The sequence below is a fragment of the Polaribacter gochangensis genome (genome assembly GCF_046224025.1).
GTDB lineage: Bacteria > Bacteroidota > Bacteroidia > Flavobacteriales > Flavobacteriaceae > Polaribacter > Polaribacter gochangensis.
The window spans coordinates 23,423-42,210 of sequence record NZ_JBJXRF010000006.1 but is presented as its reverse complement, the minus strand read 5'-3'; the positions used below and the strand labels follow the sequence as shown (position 1 = coordinate 42,210).

General features: G+C 30.2%; 19 protein-coding genes. 2 read left to right on the top strand and 17 right to left on the bottom strand.

Annotated features, from left to right (window positions below):
- From pdhA to ACEWL1_RS11715, 8 genes are all read right to left on the bottom strand, one after another.
- The gene (gene pdhA, locus ACEWL1_RS11750; RefSeq protein ID WP_409233496.1) at positions 1–993 is read right to left on the bottom strand and encodes a pyruvate dehydrogenase (acetyl-transferring) E1 component subunit alpha; all 993 of its coding nucleotides are present in this window, start codon (positions 991–993) and stop codon (positions 1–3) included.
- Between the two features lie 140 nt (positions 994–1,133).
- Positions 1,134–1,793, bottom strand: coding sequence for a hypothetical protein (locus tag ACEWL1_RS11745; RefSeq protein WP_409233495.1), 660 nt, complete (start codon positions 1,791–1,793; stop codon positions 1,134–1,136).
- Between the two features lie 78 nt (positions 1,794–1,871).
- Complete coding sequence (locus tag ACEWL1_RS11740; RefSeq protein WP_409233494.1) at positions 1,872–2,540, bottom strand: M15 family metallopeptidase; 669 nt, start codon at positions 2,538–2,540, stop codon at positions 1,872–1,874.
- Between the two features lie 129 nt (positions 2,541–2,669).
- Complete coding sequence (locus ACEWL1_RS11735) at positions 2,670–3,137, bottom strand: nuclear transport factor 2 family protein (protein WP_409233493.1); 468 nt, start codon at positions 3,135–3,137, stop codon at positions 2,670–2,672.
- 26 nt (positions 3,138–3,163) lie between these two features.
- Complete coding sequence (locus ACEWL1_RS11730) at positions 3,164–3,889, bottom strand: head GIN domain-containing protein (protein ID WP_409233492.1); 726 nt, start codon at positions 3,887–3,889, stop codon at positions 3,164–3,166.
- A 62-nt stretch (positions 3,890–3,951) separates the two neighbouring features.
- Positions 3,952–5,634, bottom strand: a complete 1,683-nt coding sequence (locus tag ACEWL1_RS11725; protein WP_409233491.1) for a PspC domain-containing protein — start codon at positions 5,632–5,634, stop codon at positions 3,952–3,954.
- Positions 5,634–5,969 carry a PadR family transcriptional regulator gene (locus tag ACEWL1_RS11720; RefSeq protein ID WP_347173941.1) on the bottom strand — a complete coding sequence of 112 codons (336 nt, stop codon included), beginning with the start codon at positions 5,967–5,969 and terminating at the stop codon, positions 5,634–5,636. The genes ACEWL1_RS11725 and ACEWL1_RS11720 overlap by 1 nt, the downstream gene beginning before the upstream one ends.
- 19 nt (positions 5,970–5,988) lie before the next feature.
- Complete coding sequence (locus ACEWL1_RS11715) at positions 5,989–6,423, bottom strand: DUF4870 domain-containing protein (protein ID WP_409233490.1); 435 nt, start codon at positions 6,421–6,423, stop codon at positions 5,989–5,991.
- 230 nt (positions 6,424–6,653) lie between these two features.
- Between ACEWL1_RS11715 and ACEWL1_RS11710 the strand changes: the two genes are divergently transcribed.
- Both ACEWL1_RS11710 and ACEWL1_RS11705 read left to right on the top strand, forming a co-directional pair.
- Entirely contained in the window at positions 6,654–7,109 is a 456-nt protein-coding gene (locus ACEWL1_RS11710) for a DUF4442 domain-containing protein (RefSeq protein ID WP_409233489.1), read from the top strand.
- A 302-nt stretch (positions 7,110–7,411) separates the two neighbouring features.
- On the top strand, positions 7,412–8,212 hold the full coding sequence (locus ACEWL1_RS11705) for a TIGR00266 family protein (protein ID WP_409233488.1): 801 nt from the start codon (positions 7,412–7,414) through the stop codon (positions 8,210–8,212).
- A 55-nt stretch (positions 8,213–8,267) separates the two neighbouring features.
- Here the strand turns inward: ACEWL1_RS11705 and ACEWL1_RS11700 are convergent, their stop codons facing one another.
- From ACEWL1_RS11700 to ACEWL1_RS11660, 9 genes are all read right to left on the bottom strand, one after another.
- Positions 8,268–9,449 carry a dipeptidase gene (locus ACEWL1_RS11700; protein WP_409233487.1) on the bottom strand — a complete coding sequence of 394 codons (1,182 nt, stop codon included), beginning with the start codon at positions 9,447–9,449 and terminating at the stop codon, positions 8,268–8,270.
- A 59-nt stretch (positions 9,450–9,508) separates the two neighbouring features.
- Complete coding sequence (locus ACEWL1_RS11695; protein ID WP_409233486.1) at positions 9,509–10,390, bottom strand: bile acid:sodium symporter family protein; 882 nt, start codon at positions 10,388–10,390, stop codon at positions 9,509–9,511.
- Between the two features lie 24 nt (positions 10,391–10,414).
- Positions 10,415–11,992, bottom strand: a complete 1,578-nt coding sequence (locus tag ACEWL1_RS11690) for a hypothetical protein (protein WP_409233485.1) — start codon at positions 11,990–11,992, stop codon at positions 10,415–10,417.
- Positions 11,993–12,129: 137 nt separating this feature from the next.
- On the bottom strand, positions 12,130–12,711 hold the full coding sequence (locus tag ACEWL1_RS11685; RefSeq protein ID WP_409233484.1) for a hypothetical protein: 582 nt from the start codon (positions 12,709–12,711) through the stop codon (positions 12,130–12,132).
- 15 nt (positions 12,712–12,726) lie between these two features.
- Positions 12,727–14,571, bottom strand: coding sequence for a PLP-dependent aminotransferase family protein (locus ACEWL1_RS11680; RefSeq protein ID WP_409233483.1), 1,845 nt, complete (start codon positions 14,569–14,571; stop codon positions 12,727–12,729).
- Between the two features lie 119 nt (positions 14,572–14,690).
- Positions 14,691–15,047, bottom strand: a complete 357-nt coding sequence (locus tag ACEWL1_RS11675; RefSeq protein WP_409233482.1) for a bleomycin resistance protein — start codon at positions 15,045–15,047, stop codon at positions 14,691–14,693.
- A gap of 80 nt (positions 15,048–15,127) precedes the next feature.
- Positions 15,128–15,862 carry a hypothetical protein gene (locus ACEWL1_RS11670; RefSeq protein ID WP_409233481.1) on the bottom strand — a complete coding sequence of 245 codons (735 nt, stop codon included), beginning with the start codon at positions 15,860–15,862 and terminating at the stop codon, positions 15,128–15,130.
- A gap of 211 nt (positions 15,863–16,073) precedes the next feature.
- Positions 16,074–17,447 carry an HNH endonuclease family protein gene (locus ACEWL1_RS11665; protein WP_409233480.1) on the bottom strand — a complete coding sequence of 458 codons (1,374 nt, stop codon included), beginning with the start codon at positions 17,445–17,447 and terminating at the stop codon, positions 16,074–16,076.
- Positions 17,447–18,712: a DUF262 domain-containing protein gene (locus ACEWL1_RS11660; RefSeq protein ID WP_409233479.1), complete on the bottom strand. Its 1,266-nt coding sequence runs from the start codon at positions 18,710–18,712 to the stop codon at positions 17,447–17,449. Before ACEWL1_RS11660 ends, ACEWL1_RS11665 begins: the two co-directional genes overlap by 1 nt.
- Positions 18,713–18,788 lie beyond the last annotated feature (76 nt).

The window sequence follows — 18,788 nt, the reverse complement described above, 5'->3', positions numbered from 1 at the left end:
CTATCTTTTAATAAAAGGATAATCTTCTTGTTCGTATACAACATCGTATAATTGATTTACTTCTGGATAAGGAGAGTTGTCTGCAAACTCCTCACATTCTTTTACCAAATCTTTTACTTCTTTGTTGATTGCTTCAATTTCTTCTTCCGTAGCGTATTTTTTTTCCTTGATAACATCTAATACTTGTGTAATAGGGTCAATTTTTTTGTATTCTTCTACTTCGTCCTTCGTTCTATAATGTTGTGCATCCGACATGGAGTGTCCTCTATAACGATAGGTTTTCATTTCTAAAAAAGTTGGTCCATCACCACGACGAGCTCTTTGAATTGCTTCATCAACAGCTTCTGCAACTTTAATAGGATTCATACCATCAACGGGTCCACAAGGCATTTCATATCCTAAACCAAGTTTCCAAATATCTGTATGATTTGCAGTTCTTTCAACTGAAGTTCCCATTGCGTAACCATTATTTTCAACAATAAAAACAACTGGTAATTTCCAAAGCATTGCCATGTTAAAACTTTCGTGTAAAGAACCTTGTCTTGCAGCTCCATCACCAAAATAGGTTAATGTTACGCCGTCGTTTCCGGCATATTTATCTCCAAATGCAATTCCTGCACCTAAAGGTATTTGACCACCAACAATTCCGTGACCACCGTAAAATCCTTTTTCTTTAGAGAAAATGTGCATAGAACCACCCATTCCTTTAGAAGTTCCTGTTACTTTACCATATAATTCTGCCATTACAGCTTTCGGATCAACACCCATTCCAATGGGTTGAACGTGATTACGATATGCGGTAATCATTTTGTCTTTACCTAATTCCATTGCATGTAACGAACCTGCTAAAACAGCTTCTTGTCCGTTATATAAGTGTAAAAAACCTCTTACTTTTTGTTGGATATATACAGCAGCAAGTTTGTCTTCAAACTTTCTCCAAAACAGCATATCTCTATACCAATTTACGTAAGTTTCTTTGGTGATTTTCTTCATTATTAGTTGATGTTAAAGTCTAATTTAAGTAGCATAAAAAATGAATGCGAACTGCAAAAATAAGGGTTTTTAGTTTTTAAAAAAAAATGTTTTTAATAAAAAGTAGAAAGCTTAAAAAACTATTTTTTTAAGAAGGACTATTATTTATCTTTTGCAATTAAAATTGTAGCTACAGCACCCGTTGCAAGATTCCATTCGTTAGATGAAATTAAGTTATTTGAATCATCGTATACTTTAAAAGCAGCTGTATTTGGGCCAGAAGAACCTTGGTTTAATGCTTTAAAAGCAATTTTGTTAATTCCTACACCAATAGGAATTGTAAATTTTTGATAATTCTGCTTTAGTGTAATATTTGTAATTACTGGAATGTTATTTACAAGAATGGTTACCATATCTCCGTCAGGATATTGAAAATCTCTACAAATAATTGTTACATTTTTTGAGTTGGTTCTAAAACTACCTAAATCTTGATCTACTTTTGGATATTGATATCGACCATTTATTTTTTTGTATGCTTTTAAAACACGTTCCTCGTTGAGTTTAGCTTGGTTTAATATTCCTTTGTTTCTTAAATCTGCATCTTTTTGGGCTTGCGTTTTTGTTTTTTGTGAATTTTTGTAGGCATTTTTAAACCCCTTTGTTGCATCAAAATCTAAGGAACCAGTTTTTTTAATAGGAATTGTTTTTGCTTTTATAGAAATCTTCTTTTTTGCACCAATCTTATCCTCTTGAGAATGCATAGATTGAGCAGCTAATAGCAGTAAGCTTAAAATAAAAAAGAGTTGTTTGTTCAGGTTCATAAAACAAAAATATAATTTCTATACTGCAAATATAATACCGTAAAATTGAAGTTGTGTTTTAGTTCTGTTAAAATTGATTTATTTGATAGGAAAATTAAAATAAGTATCAGGAAAAGGTTCATTTTTTAAAGTAAAATGCCACCATTCAGTTTTTATTGGTTTAAATCCGTTTGTAACCATTAGGTTTCTTAACAGCAGTCTATTTGCTCGTTGTTTTTTTGATATTTTATCATTTAAAGCATGAGATTCCTCGCCAAAAAAATCATACGGACTTCCCATGTCTAATTCTTCTCCACTTGTTAAATCCATTATTGTTACATCTACTGTACTTCCTCTTGTATGACCAGATTTTTCAGCAATATATCCTTGATTAAACAATTGTGTTTTTGGTACATTTGGGTAATATTGTTGTTTCATTAATGTATCGTTCAATACTTTTGCCCAACGCACAAAATGATTTACTGCTTGTTGTGGTCTATAAGTATCAAATATTTTAAGGCTTAAATTAAATTGTAGTAATTCTTGTTGTACTTTTTTTAATGCGTTTGCAGCAGGTTCAGAAATAATAATTGTTGGTTTAATATAACCATCAATAGGTTTTCCAATAAAATTATTGTTAGTAATATACCGCATTTCTGTTTGAATACTTGCATCAACATTAGAGAGATACACAAAGCCTTTTGGTAAATTTTGTCCGCAAGACGACATTGAAATACAAAGAAATAGAAGTAGGGCTGTTTTTTTCATGGTTATAAATGTACAAAAAAAGTAAAAGCCATATTATATATAATATGACTTTTACAAAGTAAACTAATAAAACCAAGTATTAGTACTATAATTAAGGTTGAAGACTCCCTAATATAGCTCTTTAATATGTTAATGTAGGCTAATCACTTTTGTGATTTTCCAAGTGTTTTTTTCTTTTTTCCAAACCATAATAAATTTACTAGGAATCGACTTTGCATTGGGTTCTTCTTTGTTAAAGAACTTGTGATATCCAATTTCTATGGCTCCATAATCTTTTATTGGATATACTTCTATGCTTCCTTTTATTAATGTTCTAGTAACTTTATTGCAGATGTTTTCTTTTAAAGCTTTTAAAAGTCCATTTTTATCTGTTGATAAACCGCCTTTGTCGTGAAAAAATTCAATATTTTCATCGTATAAGTCAGCTTGAGTTTCCAAATCGCAATTATTGTAAGCAGTGAAATAGATTGCATCCATTTTTACAATTTGATTGTGTAAATCTACGTTTGATGGTTTGTATTTCGGAATCTCATTTATTTGTCCAATTGCAAAATAAGACATTGTTACTGCGATAATAAAAAGGTAAATCTTCATCATAATTGTAACTTTTTTAATTCTTTATTTTAGTTTGAAGAAATACTTCCGCCAGAAGATTTGTTTTTATCTATCTTTTTCGGATTTCCTCTGTAGTCGATGTCACCGCCGCTACTTGCCTTTGCCGTTAAAGATTCAACAGCATGTACATCTATATTTGCGCCACTATTTACTTTTACGGTAGCATTTTTACTTTTTAAACCGTAGGCTCTTATCGAACTTCCGCTAGTTGCTTTTGCAGAAAAATAGTTGGTTGTTCCTTTTAGTCTTAAATCTGCTCCGCTAGAAGAACTAGAATTTACCGAATCTGCATTTACATCAATTCTTGCATCTGCGCCACTACTAACATGTGCGTCAAAAATATCAGCATTAATTGTGTTTTCTGTTACAACATCGCTTCCGCTTGTAGCTTTAATTCCGTTAATGTTTGGTGCAGTAAGATATATCTTTTTAGATTTTGCTCTTCTAATATTTCTTTTTGATGATATTTTTAAAACACCATTTACAACTTCTGTTTTAATGAGTTTGTGTAGATTTTCATCAGCTTTTACAACTAAAGATAAATCATTGTCTTGTGTGATGTACAATTGAATGCCTTGACCAATTTCTATTTTTGTGAAGTCGTCATTAATTTTTCGTGTCTCTGAAATTACATTTCTGTTTCCTGAAACCGAATTGATGCCATCTAACATACAAGATGTAGAAACGGTTACAATAAAAAGAAATGCGAATGTTTTGGTGATGATTGATTTCATAATTTTTATATTTTAAAATTCAAATGTCAATAGATAGCTGTTTTGAAACGAATTTTGGTTACTCAATTGTCGTTTTTTATTGATGAACTGTTATATTCTTCGTCATTTTCTTCTAAGGCTTTTAGTTCTTTACTGTGCAATCCATCATCCGTCATTAGAAAATAATGGTTTACCATTCTTGGATCGTAGGTGTTTGTTGTATTTTCTATATTGTTCAAATATTTTTTGGTGGAAGTATCAAAATACACAGTTACCCCATTTGGAATAAATAATTTTATATATACATCTTCATCTTTAAAAGCATTTTTAAACTCGCTAATAAAATAAGCATCTAGCAAAATTTTGTTGTCTTCAATTTTATAATTGTACGAAATGCTTTCTGCATTTTTAGTTGCGTTTAATTTATTTCTTCCTTCAGAATATTTTCTAATTTGCAGATAAGATTTGTCAGAATTGCTTTTTTCTACATCAATATATACATCGGTAGATGATAATTTCTTTTTTCCATCTAGATAGATCGCTTCTACATTATTGTTGCTGTATTTGTTGTCTTGAAAATAAAGATCTTCACTTTTTACCATTTTTAAAGTAATCGTATCGTTTGCAATAACATTTACGTCAATATTTTCAATTTTATTTCCTGATGAAGCTCTTGTTGTACCGTATTCAATTCCTGTAAAAATCAATGCTAAAACAGCAGCCAACCAAATACCAAATAAGGTTAATGAGGTTGCTTTGCTAAATTGTTTAATATTGCTAGATAAGATTCTTAATCCTAATACAAACAGAATCAAGAATGGAATTCCAATAACTAAAAACGTACAAACCATTAACAGCCAATAGGGCAATATTGAGTCATAGAAAAATGGTTGAAATAGCGGAAAATCACTATCAAATCCAATATATTCTAAACTTCCGATAGAAAATGCTCCAATAATTAAAGAAATTAAGGTGATTGCGGCAACAAACATTAGAATCACTCCAATAAACTTACCAATAATTTTAAATATTGTAAGAATTATTGTGCCTAAAGTGTCTAAAAAATCTTGAAAACCCGATGTTGTTTTTTTGCTTCCTTTTTTAAATCCTTCATTTACCTTAGATGCACCATCTTTAATTTTACTAGAAACTTCGCTAGCACTATTTTTTATGGTTTCTGAAACATGACTAAACTCTTCACGAATTTTTTTTTCAATATTATCAATATTTACAGCTTCGCCTTCCATTTGTAATTTCTCTGCAGTTGTTGCTGCTTCAGGAATTACAATCCAAAGAATAACATAGGTTATAATGCTAAATCCGCTAAACGCCAATAAGATAAATGCCAAACGAATCCAAACTGTATCTACATTAAAATAATGCGCAATACCAGATGCAACTCCTCCTAAAAACTTATCGTCGCCATCTCTAAATAGTTTTTTACCATTAGAAGTTCTTCTTCTTTGATACTTATAATCTTCGTTTGCATAGCCTTCTTCTGCATCTGCATAATCTTCTGGTTGCCCCATAATTTTGATAACTTCATCAATATCACTTTCGTTTACAACCTGACGCGCGTCTGTTATTTTTTCTGATAACAATTCGCTAATACGAGCTTCGATATCTGAAATAATTTCGTTTTTTCCTTGAGGATCATCGCTTAAAGATCTAGAAATAGAATCTAAATATCTTTTTAATTTTTGAAAAGCAATTTCATCTATATGGAAAAAGAATCCTCCTAAATTTATGTTTATTGTCTTATTCATTACTTTGTTTTTTTACTTGTTATTTGGTTTACAGCTGTTACTAGGTTTCCCCAGGTTTTGTCTAATTCTTTAGAAAACATTGCTCCGTTTTCTGTTAATACATAATATTTTCTTGGTGGTCCAGAAGTAGATTCTTCCCAACGATAGGTTAATAACCCTGCGTTTTTTAATCGTGTTAGTAACGGATAAATAGTTCCTTCTACTACAATCATTTCTGCACTTTTTAATGTTTCTAATATTTCAGAAGTGTACGCATCGCCGTGTTTTAATATCGACAAGATGCAGAATTCTAAAACTCCTTTTCGCATTTGTGCTTTTGTATTTTCTATCTTCATATAAAGAGTTTTATACGTGTTATTTAATAAATTTTATAGTCAAAGGATATTTGTAATTTTCTCCTTCTTTAGATTTTAAAGCTGCAATAATTATTAAAGCAATCTTTAACAAACCTATAATTGAAATTAATGCTCCCATTCCAATAAATCCAAATAATCCAGTTCCATCACTAAAGTGGAAGTTAAAATCAAAGTCATTGTAATGACGCATATGACTAAAAAATGTACTGAAAGCAAATGGAAGTATAGATACACCTAGTATAAAAACATATAAAGCATAACTTATATTAAAGTTAACAGCTTCTTTTCCTTGCTCATCTAAAAAACGACTTCTGTCTTTTAAGGTTTGCCATAATACTAATGGAACGATAATGCTTCCAAACGGAATCATAAATCCAGCAAAAGCCGAAATATGGATTAAGAATGCATTGGTGTTTTCGCTATTTTTATTCATTGTTTTATTTTTATATACTACTTGACTATGCAAATATATGTATAAAAGATGGTACTATGCAAAACAAAGTACTATATTTTTTTTAATTATTTTTAATTTATTGATTTATTTATCAATTAAAAATGCTTACATTGCTTGCTGATAAAGGGTTTTGTGAATTTTTATTTCAATTAAAAAAAATCAATAATTTTTTATTTTTAAGAATTATAATTCAAAAAAACAATCAAAATATGAACATTACACCACGTAAAATCAATTTATATATGCTCTTTAAATTGCCATCAGCATTTTTTTGTGGTGTTAGAGTCGTGTCAATTTCTGATACAAAAGCCGTTGTAAAAGTAAAACATCGATGGATCAATCAGAATCCGTTTAAATCGTTGTATTGGGCTGTTCAAGGAATGGCTTCTGAATTTGCAAGCGGAATCTTAATGATGGAGGAAATAAGAAAATCAAACAGAAAAATTTCGATGTTGGTAACACACCAAGAAGGGCGATTTGCAAAAAAAGCAACTGGAAAAATTAACTTTACTTGTGAAGATGGAGGTTTGATAAAAGATGCAATTCAGAAATCTATTGAAACTGGAGAAGGACAAATCATTCATTTAAAAACAGAAGGAATCGATGCTTCTGGAGATGTGGTTTCTCGGTTTGTGTACGAATGGAGTCTTAAAGTGAAATTTTGATTAGTTATCAGTGAACTGTGAACAGTTGGCAGTTTCAGTTGGCGGTTAATGTCGTTTAACTGAGGTTTTTATAAATTGTCAGTTCGAGTGTCACGCTTTTGGGTGTTATACTCCGAGAACATTATAAATGTTATAATCAACTTAAAAAGATAATATTTTTGTAACAAAATTCAATTTTTTATCTCTAATAGTTTACAAGAAAGTTGCAAAGAGATAAAGTTAATTAATTTGAAATTTTTATATATTTCGAGTACTCAAATAATCCAACAATCCAATAGTATAACAATCTAACAATCTAAAATATGAACGCACACGAAATCGATTACAACATCTTTGGAGAAGAGATGCAATATGTAGAAATAGAATTAGATCCACAAGAAAGTGTGGTGGCAGAATCAGGTAGTTTTATGATGATGAATGATGGCATTACCATGAATACTATTTTTGGAGACGGAACCAATCAAGACAAAGGAATTTTAGGAAAACTATTTTCAGCAGGTAAACGTTTATTGACTGGCGAAAGTTTATTTATGACCGTTTTTACAAATGCTGGTTATGGTAAAAAACATGTTTCTTTTGCGTCTCCGTATCCTGGAAAAATTATTCCGATTGATTTAACGGAGTTTAATGGAAAATTTATTTGTCAGAAAGATGCATTTTTATGTGCAGCACAAGGTGTTGCTATCGGGATTGAATTTTCTAAAAAATTAGGAAGAGGTTTGTTTGGTGGAGAAGGTTTTATCATGCAAAAATTAGAAGGAGATGGAATGGCTTTTGTTCATGCTGGTGGAACCATGTCTAAAAAAGTATTGCAACCTGGAGAAATTTTAAGAGTTGATACAGGTTGTATAGTTGGTTTTACACAAACTGTAGATTATGATATTGAATTTGTAGGCGGAATTAAAAACTCCATTTTTGGTGGAGAAGGTTTGTTCTTTGCAAAATTACAAGGTCCTGGAACTGTATATATTCAGTCTTTACCATTTAGTAGATTGGCTGGTAGAGTTCTAGCGATGGCACCACAAACCGGAAAAGGAGATAGAGGAGAAGGAAGTATTTTAGGCGGAATTGGAGATTTACTCGACGGAGATAATCGATTTTAATAAAAGAAGCGAAACAAATTTTGTTTCGCTTCTTTTATTTTTAAGTAATAATTTCTTATTCATTTGCTTTTAAAACTCGTAATAAATTACCTCCAAGAATTTTAACAATATCTTCTTCGCTATATCCTTTTTTTACCAAGGCTTTTGTAATTACTGGATAGGTAGTAACATCATCTAACTGCTTTGGAGTAAGATTGATTCCGTCAAAATCAGAACCAAGTCCAACATAATCAACTCCAACTAGAGCAACAATATAATCTATATGATCTATCAACATCGATAAAGATGGTCTCATCGCTTCCACTTCAGTATTGTATTTTTTATACAGAAAATCCATTGTGTACCAGTCATCTAGTCCACTTTTTTTGAGCGAATCAGCTTCAGTAGCATGTTTTTTTAGAAAATCCATTTCTTTTTTATCAAAACCATCATCAATAAAACCTGGATGAAAATTGACCATGATAACTCCGCCATTTTTAGCAATCGCTTTTATTTGTTCATCTTTTAAATTTCTGCGACTCGGAACAAGACTGTATACAGAACTGTGTGAAGCAATTATTGGTTTTGTAGTGATTTCTATAACATCCCAAAATGTTTGCTCTCCAACATGACTTACGTCTACCATCATACCTAATTCATTCATTTTTAAAACCACTTGTTTTCCAAAATCTGTCAATCCTTTTTGTGGTAGATCTGGGTTTGTTGTTTCGTCTGCGGCACTTGTTGCCCAAGACGGAGCGACATTATGTGTTAGTGTTAAATATCTTGCTCCACGATTGTAAAGCGCTTCTAATTTGGTCAAATCATCTTCAATCATATGTCCGCCTTCAACACCAAACAAAGCTGCAATTTTATGTTCATTTACAGCTTTTAAAATACCTGCATAATTTGCTGCTTTGATAATTTTAGTCGGATTTCTTGCAACTACTGCATCTAAACTATCCATTTCTTGATTGGCAATTGCAAAAGCATTTTTTACGCCACCATCGGTATAGACAGAAAATATTTGAACATCCAAACCTCCAATTTTCCAACGATCTAAATCACTATGCGTTTTTCCAGTTAAATCTTGATCAAAAACAACTCCGTTGTCAACAGCTTTCATTAAAATGTCATTATGAGTATCAACCACAATAGCATTAAAATGAATGTCTTTATAATTTTTTGATTCAGGTTTTTTATCGGTTGCTGTTTTGCAGGATGATAAAAGAACAAGTAATATTAGTAAATATCTCATAAGTTTTAATTCAGGATTATGTCCCAAGTTAGTAAAAAAAGAGCAGTCAAGTTTTGCTTTTACTCTTTAGACTCTAATTCAGGTCTTTTGCTAAGTTGCCACATTAAAATACCTCCTGTAATAAACATCCAAATAGAATATGCTGCTGTTGGAATGGCCATTTCTATATTGTTTAAGATAGAGGTTGCAATTACAAACGCCAATGTTCCGTTTTGAATACCACTTTCTACTGTAATTGAAATAGCATTTTTTAAATTTAGTTTAAACAATCTGGCTGTTAAATAACCCAATCCCATTGTTAAAATATTTAAAAGTAAGGTAACAATTCCAACTTCTGTCATTGCTTTGCCAATTAAACTAAAGTTAGCGGTTAATACAGCAATAAATACTAAAATAAAAATAACGGTTGATGCAATTCGCATTGGTTTTTCCATTCGTTTTGCAAAATGAGGTTTCAATTTTCGAATCAACATTCCAATAGAAATAGGAATTACTGTAATTACCATTATTTGTAAAATGGTATCTAAAATGGGTAATTTAATGGTCACAGCTGTGCTTGTACCAAAAAATGCTAAAGCATAGGATAAAATAAACGGAATTGTAAGAATGCTAATAATACTAGCAATTGCAGTTAAGGTAACCGATAAAGCAATATTTCCTTTACAAATTTGTGTGATTAAATTACTGGTTGGTCCACCAGGACATGTTGCTAAAATTAGCAATCCGACAGCCATAATTGGACTTAAATTAAAAATGATGGCTAGCGAAAACCCAATGATTGGCAAAAAGAGAAGTTGATTGGTTAAGCCAATTAAAATTGCTTTGGGAAATTTTATAATTCTTGTAAAATCGGCAAGAATCAATGTCATTCCCATACCAAGCATAATAATAGCAAGAGATAAAGGTAGAAACACTTTACTTAAAAGTTCGGTAACAGTCATAAGTCAATTAATTTAGTACTAGTTTTATGTGTTTTTTTCTGGTGTAATTATTTGGTTATCAATTCTTTTTCCGTTTTTATCAAATGTATATAAATATATTTTTACTTTTTTATTGAATGGTAAATCATACTTTTTTCCGCTTTCTAAAACTGTTGTGAAATACGGAATCTTATTGATGTAATCGTATGCGTGTTGTATTTCATTTTCATAAAATAAGGTTACTTGAACATCACTTTTATGTTGGTTTTTATAAGAAAATGTAAAAATATCATCAGTAGAATTGTCAATTTTATTATTTAAGATTAAATAATCTACAGATTGTAATCTTTCGTTTTCAAAGAGGTTGCTTTTTAGAATGTTATACCTAGCATTGCTTTGTTTTCTGTATGAATTTAAATGCGTCTGGCTTATTGTAAGTGGATCAATAGCGTACTTATTTTTAAATATTGTAGCCATCCATTCTTTTCCTCTGCCTGTTGGTTTTTCAAGAATATGATCTATTCCAGCAAGCACTAAAACTTTACTTTCAGGATCTAGTTTAAAGGTTTTATTGTAGAGGTTTTCAGCTTGTCCGATTTCTCTATTTTTATTGTGATCTGAATTTTCGTAAGCAACAAATTTGTAATCTAACTCTTTTGCTTTTCTAATTAAATTGGCATAATTCTGTTCACTTGTGTAAAATCCAGTTTTAAGAGTAGGATAGGAGTTCTCTACATTAAGTAAGCTATCTTGTTTTACATCTAGTGCTTCTAAAGCTAAATAATTGTAGCCAATTTCTTTAAGTTTTACTAATACGTCTGTAACCAATAAACGATGATTTGGATAATAATGATTTTCATTAATCATTACTATTTTATGTTTTTTTGCTTCGCTTACAATTTTATCGATTGCTTTTGAATCTGTGATTGAATTCTCTTGTATTTTTTTAGAAATAAGCTCGTTTGGTTTGAACCTAGATTCAAGTTTTTGTAAGTGATCTTTATAGAATTTATTATTACCTAAAAACGAAGAATACGTTAATTCCATTTGTGTTTTGCTCCATTCTTCTTGCCTATCATAAGTTGGAAACATGTTAATTTCATTGAATATAGCAAAGAACCTATTGGAGTTTTTATACTTCTGTACAATATCCATTACTGTACTAATTTCTTTTCTATACGTTGGCCCAATTTCTAAACTATTAAAAATATTTTTTAAATCTATTTCTAAGGTTTTTTTAGATTTTTGAATTAAAGCATTACCAATAAATTGGATGTTTTTATTGTTGATTAATGTATCAAAAACAATTAATTCTTTAGCATAAGTTCGATTGTTTTTTTCTGATATAGTGACAAAATATTCATAAGGAGGATCGTCGGTTTTTCCATAAACAAGCACACTTTCTTTGATGTTGACTTTTCCTTTTCGAATGATTTTTTTCAACTCTTTTTTATCAGTAATATGAGTTATATCTGCAGGTGTTTTAAAATACAACTGTAAAGAATCATTTACTAAATGAATATTTTGATTTCTGATGTATTTATTGTTGTCAAAGTGTTTGTTTATTGTTGGAGAACAAGCAAAGAGTAGTGCTAAGATGCTTAATGCGATGATTTTCTTCATTCTTTTATTCGCTAACTTTTTTTAGTTTATTAAAGCAACTAATTTAGGAAATAAAAATGAACTTGATTATTAGAACGTTATGTGTAAAGTTTTTGCAAGTGAATTAGAACTAGCAACCTGTGTTGTGCAGTTTCTTCTTATGATTTACCTAAATAGGCTTTCGTTTTTTCTGATAGTTTGGTGGAGTTGTAATCAAAATCAGCAATCCAATTCAGTTCACAAACCGCAAATCCATCGAAACATTCTGTCGGAATGATGTCAAAAGCTTTTAAGGTTATTAAAAAACGTTCGATGCCGCCAAAAGGGTAATTTCCTGTAGAAAACTCAACAATGCCTGAATGTTCATCAAGCTTTTTAAGTGCATTTAAATCTACTTCAAACCCAAATTCTAAATAGTTAAAAATAGAAAGGACATTATGAATTCCAAGCGCCCCTAACTTTTCATTATCGTCTTGTAGATATTTCTCTAGCAATTCAGTTACATATGCAGGAAGTAACTCTTTACATCGATGAAACTCTGGTTCATGATCTAAATAATAACTAAGTTCTGCTACTGCGGCGTCAACTTCTTCTTGTGTTTTTTTTGTATCCCAATCAATTATTGGACCTTCATCTGTAAATTGAAAACCAGGCTCTCTCACCAAAACCATGTGGTTGTATAGCGTTTTAAAATCTTCAAATTTTGAAGTATCCTGAATTTTAAATTTGATGTAAAGCACTTATAAGTATTCTTTTTAAATAGTTTTTACAAAATCTAAAAAAACTTTTTTATGCAATTCTAAATCCAACTTCGGAGAAAGTGCTGTACGGATAATATAATCTTTATCGCCTTCTTTTGTAGTTCCTTGAGTTGAGGTTGCAGGAATCGTCCAATAACATCCTTTTAACTGACCATAACTTACACAATACTTGCTTTCATTCGGAATTTTAGCAATCATTAAATTGATCAATTGAAGATTCAATGCACGTTTATATGCTTCTTTTTCTTCGGCAGAATTCCCTTTTGTTGGAAGATCTAATGAAAAAACTGATGGTGTAAATTCTTGTGCTGCCAATTCTTCTGAAACAAAATTAATTTTTGCAGTTGGTAAAGTTTCTTTGATAAAGTTTACAAATTCTCGCGTGTTTTTATAAGCATCGCTAATTCGTTGATTCATCGATGGTAATTGTGTTGCCAAAATTTCATATTGAAGATTTGTAGCTTCATTATCACACAACGTTAAATGGATTTCAATTTTATCCAGTAACGCCGTTGTTTTTGTATTTCCGATTACATAACCAGCAGTACATTTTCCGCCACTCGGAAATTTAGATCCGCTTGCGTATGAAATCGTTCTCACGGTTGATAAGATTTCTCCTTCTCCTAAGAAATGTACATTCGGACAAAAAGTTTGGTCTAAAATAAAAACGGGATCAACAGCAATGTTGCCATTTGGAGTTGTACGTTCTTGACTTAAAACATTTTTTAATTGGATTAAATCCGGAACTTCAACTCTTGGATTTGTCGGAATTTCTGCAATGATAAAAGGAACAGCATCTTCACTAGCGATTTTAGTTAAAACCGTGTCAATACTTTGTACCATATCGTTATCGCCATCAACAGGTAAATCCACAACTTCTACATTTTCTAAACAAGCAGCAACGCGTCTTGCTTGATCATTTGTGCCACCGTAACAATTTGGCGGAACAATAAATTTAATCGCTTTTCCTTTGTAATTTTCTAAGGCATCATCAATTAATCCCATCATAATTGCATATTGAACAGACAATCCGCTTGAGCCAACCAATGCTTTTGTGTTAGAACCTGTGATGCTTTTAATTAAATCTGTAACACGTTTTTTGTTTGTTGTAACATCGCTGTTTTGAATAGCAATTGCAGTATTTTCTGTCAACGATTTTAATGCAACCAAAGAATTTGCTGGCGTCATTGCAATGGTTTCTCTTCTTCGTACATGTTGAATTTCTGAAATATAATGTTTGTTATCTTCACCATTTACCAATAAAACACTTCCCAATCCGTTGTATAAATTGATATAAAAATTAACGTTTTTAGAAAGTATTTTTTTTGAAATTTCATCTTGTTGAGAAATAAAAATAACGCTTCCATCAAAAGCAGCAATGTCAGCTTCATTTTCTACCTTCTTCAATTCAAATTGATAACCGTACACACTTTTTATAATATCAGCATTAAAAGTTGCTGGTAGTTTGTCTGTATAAACAATCTGTGTTTTTTTATTTTCTAATAAGTTTTTTCTTAAAATTGCCAAAACAGGAACTGTTTGTGAAGAAAAACTAATCACACTTTCAGAAGTTAACTGATGCAAATTAGCAATTGTCCATTCTAACACACAAGATAATGGATGTCCTAATCGAATATAATCGTAAGCAGTTGGTAATTTACGCAATGCAGAAGACGTCGCATTGTTGTTGGTAAACAAGGTTTCAAACTGATCTAAAAACTGTGTTTTTGCCTGTTTTTCATCATAAATATCTAGTTGATGTGTTGTTAGGTTTAGCCAATCTGTTGGCATATTTTCTAAAACATCTTTTATATAATTGCTCCTTGTAGTGTCTTCCATAATCCTGTCTTAATTTAGGAAGGCAATTTACGTTAAATCTGATTGCTTTAAAAGTGATGCAAGATGTTTTATGCGGATAAAAATGATTTTATTAAAACCTTTGGTATTGGTTTTTATTTTTAAATAGCTTCTCCAAATGTCAACAGGTTTTTATCTGGATCGAGGATTGAAAATTCTTTTTGTCTCCAAGGTTTTGTTTCTAACAAACCGTTTGGGTGAATCCTCGTTTTATGATCTAATAAAGTTTGATAAAAATCCTCAATATTGTCTGTTCTAATATACACTTGACCATAATTTTCTTTCGGATTCAATTCCTTAAATTCAAAAAAATGCAATTGAATCTGGTCTTTTTCTAGCATTAAATAATACTCATAAGCTGTAGTGCCAAATTCTTTAAAACCTAATTGTTGGATATAAAAATCTCTGGTCACTTTTTTGTTACGCATCGGTAATTTTGGGTTGATGGATGTGAGCATGGTTTTTTAAATATTTAATTATATACGGCTTAAGAAGAAAAGAGTTGTTTTTTAGCTCAGTTCTTTGTTGGCTGTAGTATTCATTCTTGTGGTAATATTGTAAAAGTTATTCCAAAACCAGTTTTGTTTTCGTAAGTGGAACTAGGTGTAAAGGCAGAAACTAAAAAAGTTATATGTTCGCCAACTAAATTGTTTTCAATTTTGAAATTAAATCGATTTGATTTTTGCTCTATTCTCAATTCATTACTAATAGTGTTTATACAGTATTCTATTTCCCTGTCTTTAGGGTCATTTGCTTCAATTATAATTTCGTAGTCATCACCAACTCTTAGAGTTGGTTTAACTTGATTAATAATATTATCCCATACATTTCCTAAATTGTCACTAACTTGAGTTATTCTCAAGAAATAATCTTGTTTCATTTCATTTTTGTTATGATAAATCGTAATAGAATTTTTCAAATCTGATAATATCCCATTTAAAAGATGTTCTTGACCTAATGTCAAATTTCTCCCATGAGCAATTGTGTTTCTATAGTTTTCTACTTCTTTAAAGAAAATCTCAAATCTTTTTTTATTTTTTAGAAAAGGTAAAAATAACAACCAATTTTTATTAATAATTGTTTTTAAATCGTAGAAATCGGAGTAAAAAATTAATCTTTTTTCTAATAAAACACCGTTGTTCTTTTTATTCTGTATTTCTTTTTTTTCTTTCCATTTTTCAAGTCTTTCAGCAGAAATTTTATAAGATTCACCATCTTTCCCAAATAAATAAATAATTAACTTCCTTAAAGTATTTTCGTATTCTATGATCATTTTTATATTACTGCCAACGGTCTTGTATATGGCTCGTAGCGTGCAAAATAGCGATAACTATTCGGTTAAGCATGAGCCGAATTTTTTAATTTTCTTATTATCTTTTTTTCAATAAGCCAAATTAAAAAATTTGGCGGACTTGCAAATACACCTTAACTTTGGATTAAGTAACTAATTGGCTATGAGCTATATACGGTGTTGTGTGGCGTTTTTATATCAGAATTTTTCCGTTTGATTTTTCCCGATTACACGATTTATGCAATATTGCGAGATTTATTTCTTCGTTATTTCCAAAATCGTCTATTGATTGTAAATGGTCAATTTCATAATCGTCAGTGCTTCGGATTTGATTTTTACAATATGGGCAAAGTCCGTTTTGTTTTTCTAATAATTTATCTTCTAGTGTTTTATCTCTAATAGTAGAAATTCTTTTAGACCTTTCAATGTTATATTTTTTTCGGATAGCGTCTAATGTGCTTGATTTTATAAAATCTACTCTGTCTGAAAAAGTGTTATTGATTCTATGTTTACCTCTTTTAGAATTTTGTATAAAAGCTCGATTAGTTTCATCAGAGAAAAATTTTTCAAAGCTATCGTAAATCTCATCTCTATACTTTTGCAAAAATTTATCATCCTCATTTGAAAAGAGTAATGTAATTATGTCCAATAATGTTAAGTTAGGATATACTTTTTTACGATTTGGATTTTCATTAACTAATTGTCCAAGAGCATTATTTGTTCCGAAAATTAGTTTAATTCTTTTTAGCGTATTTAGAAAATCTTTTTCAAGACTATTTAAATTTGTTGAATCAGTTTTATTTTCAAAATGGTATCTTACATTTTGAAGCATTAATGTTTTTGGTAAATGATTTTTATCTTTTAGCTCTTGATAATTACTAATTAATGTCATAAAACGTAAAACATCATTCTCATTATCCATTCTTAAATCATCAGTTTTTGCAGATTTTCTAGATATTGAGTGATTAAATAATTCTGTCTTTACAATTCTTTTAATTAGGCGAGTAAAATCACTTAAATAAATACAATTCCACAATTCAAAACTATTAGCCTTGATAGGGAAAGGATTCTTGTTCAAACGCTCAAATATTTCATATTTAAGTGATTGCTCAAACCCTTTGTCTTCATCAAAAGTGAATGTTTTCAGAGTGAAATCTAAAATTTTGTCATTAAGTACAATTTTAAAATAATCGTGATTATAATCTAGTCCGTTAAGATTTGTTAAAATATCTAAACCTATCAATTTGAAACCGTTTAATTTGGTTTTTACACCTCTTAAATGACCGAGAAAGCCAAAAAAGGATATTAGCCTCTGTTGACCATCAATTACTTCAAGCTTACCTTCTTTATCTTTAAATAAATATATAGGTGGTAATGGAATTCCTAGGACAGCACTTTCAATTATACCACTGGCTTTTTGTCTATTAATCACTTCATTACGCTGATAGTTAGGTCTGAGATTAATATTGTCGTCAAGATAATAACGAAGCAAAGTTTTTATGCTTGTGTCAGATGATGAGCCTTGTTTTAGTTGAAGTAAAGATTTATCTATTGTATTGTTATCCATTACGCAATTTTATTTGTAAAATAGTTATCTATAATTTTACCCATTTCTGAAAACCTGTATCGAACCCTAGCAGAATTGAAAACTTTTTCTTTGTAAGTGTCAATTAAATTGAAATCTTGATTTTCTTCATATTCTGAGTTTTCAACATTTTTTAGGTACTCGTTGATATATTTGCCTAAATCATATCCGTTATTATCTATAAATGAATTATTAAGCCTATTGTCAGTTGCAAAATGATAATATAAAGTTTCGATAAAATATCTTTCTTGTCTCTGGCGACTAAAGAAATTACCGTAGGTAGAATATATTTTATTGAGATTATTTTTAATTTCTTTTTCAATTTTACTCAATTGCTCTGTTTTGAGTTGCTTTACATCGATTTCAGAATCTTCTTCCTCTTCTTCCGATAATTCAGAAACATCAAGTTCATTGTCTTCGTTTTTATCAAAATTGTAAATACTAGATTCTATTCTGTCAAATGATGAATTGATAAATGGATTTTTACTTTTCTTAGCATAGAGTTCAATTGAATCGTCAAATAGGGCAAGTAAGAAAAGTAAGGTTACATACTCGTCTCCTGCCATTCTTTCATCATCTTCAAAAAATGGACAGACTTTATTAAAGATATCTGACTTCGCAATTTTTTTAAAGAGCTTATGAAAGTCATTTTGTGAATATTGACAGTTTCTTACTTCTTGCTGATTTAGAGCAGTTAACCCTGAATTATATCTATGAAATAATTGATATTTAAATTTTAGTTGAGTATCGATATCAATATTTCTATCAACCAATTTAAAAGTTACAGTTCTAATGGAATATGTTTTGAAGGCTCTTTGAAATTTTTCATCTAATTGTTTATATGTTCTACCATTCAAAGACTCATATAAAGGTGTATCTTTTTTAAGACCTTCTAACTTTAATTCGTTATTGTAAAATTTGAGAATAGTACTTAATCTTTGCCTACCGTCAATAGCCTCCTTAACAATTTTCTTTAGGTCTTGAACTTCTTTTTCAACTTCCACAAAATATATTATCGGTGTATCAATACCATATATAATACTTTCTATAAAATATGATTGCTTGTTAATTGACCAAACGAATTTTCGTTGATATTCAGGTTCGTGGTCAATTTTTCCGCTTGTCTGATTTTCCCATAAGTCAATTATTGGTATATCTTGCGGTGCTGGTTGAAATACTCTTTGGAATTGATATATCTCGTCCTCAAAGATACTTTTTCTTAAATTTTCTTCTACTTTATCACTCATAGTTCAATTTTTCTTCAAATGACACACAACTCGTTATATATGTGTATTTTGTAACGTTATTCCGGTTTTATTATCG

What these genes read in the sequence shown, in the direction of transcription:
- pdhA (WP_409233496.1), bottom strand. Translation starts at nt 993, where the DNA reads ATGAAGAAAATCACCAAAGAAACTTACGTAAATTGGTATAGAGATATG.
- ACEWL1_RS11745 (WP_409233495.1), bottom strand. Translation starts at nt 1,793, where the DNA reads ATGAACCTGAACAAACAACTCTTTTTTATTTTAAGCTTACTGCTATTA.
- ACEWL1_RS11740 (WP_409233494.1), bottom strand. Translation starts at nt 2,540, where the DNA reads ATGAAAAAAACAGCCCTACTTCTATTTCTTTGTATTTCAATGTCGTCT.
- ACEWL1_RS11735 (WP_409233493.1), bottom strand. Translation starts at nt 3,137, where the DNA reads ATGATGAAGATTTACCTTTTTATTATCGCAGTAACAATGTCTTATTTT.
- ACEWL1_RS11730 (WP_409233492.1), bottom strand. Translation starts at nt 3,889, where the DNA reads ATGAAATCAATCATCACCAAAACATTCGCATTTCTTTTTATTGTAACC.
- ACEWL1_RS11725 (WP_409233491.1), bottom strand. Translation starts at nt 5,634, where the DNA reads ATGAATAAGACAATAAACATAAATTTAGGAGGATTCTTTTTCCATATA.
- ACEWL1_RS11720 (WP_347173941.1), bottom strand. Translation starts at nt 5,969, where the DNA reads ATGAAGATAGAAAATACAAAAGCACAAATGCGAAAAGGAGTTTTAGAA.
- ACEWL1_RS11715 (WP_409233490.1), bottom strand. Translation starts at nt 6,423, where the DNA reads ATGAATAAAAATAGCGAAAACACCAATGCATTCTTAATCCATATTTCG.
- ACEWL1_RS11710 (WP_409233489.1), top strand. Translation starts at nt 6,654, where the DNA reads ATGAACATTACACCACGTAAAATCAATTTATATATGCTCTTTAAATTG.
- ACEWL1_RS11705 (WP_409233488.1), top strand. Translation starts at nt 7,412, where the DNA reads ATGAACGCACACGAAATCGATTACAACATCTTTGGAGAAGAGATGCAA.
- ACEWL1_RS11700 (WP_409233487.1), bottom strand. Translation starts at nt 9,449, where the DNA reads ATGAGATATTTACTAATATTACTTGTTCTTTTATCATCCTGCAAAACA.
- ACEWL1_RS11695 (WP_409233486.1), bottom strand. Translation starts at nt 10,390, where the DNA reads ATGACTGTTACCGAACTTTTAAGTAAAGTGTTTCTACCTTTATCTCTT.
- ACEWL1_RS11690 (WP_409233485.1), bottom strand. Translation starts at nt 11,992, where the DNA reads ATGAAGAAAATCATCGCATTAAGCATCTTAGCACTACTCTTTGCTTGT.
- ACEWL1_RS11680 (WP_409233483.1), bottom strand. Translation starts at nt 14,571, where the DNA reads ATGGAAGACACTACAAGGAGCAATTATATAAAAGATGTTTTAGAAAAT.
- ACEWL1_RS11675 (WP_409233482.1), bottom strand. Translation starts at nt 15,047, where the DNA reads ATGCTCACATCCATCAACCCAAAATTACCGATGCGTAACAAAAAAGTG.
- ACEWL1_RS11670 (WP_409233481.1), bottom strand. Translation starts at nt 15,862, where the DNA reads ATGATCATAGAATACGAAAATACTTTAAGGAAGTTAATTATTTATTTA.
- ACEWL1_RS11665 (WP_409233480.1), bottom strand. Translation starts at nt 17,447, where the DNA reads ATGGATAACAATACAATAGATAAATCTTTACTTCAACTAAAACAAGGC.
- ACEWL1_RS11660 (WP_409233479.1), bottom strand. Translation starts at nt 18,712, where the DNA reads ATGAGTGATAAAGTAGAAGAAAATTTAAGAAAAAGTATCTTTGAGGAC.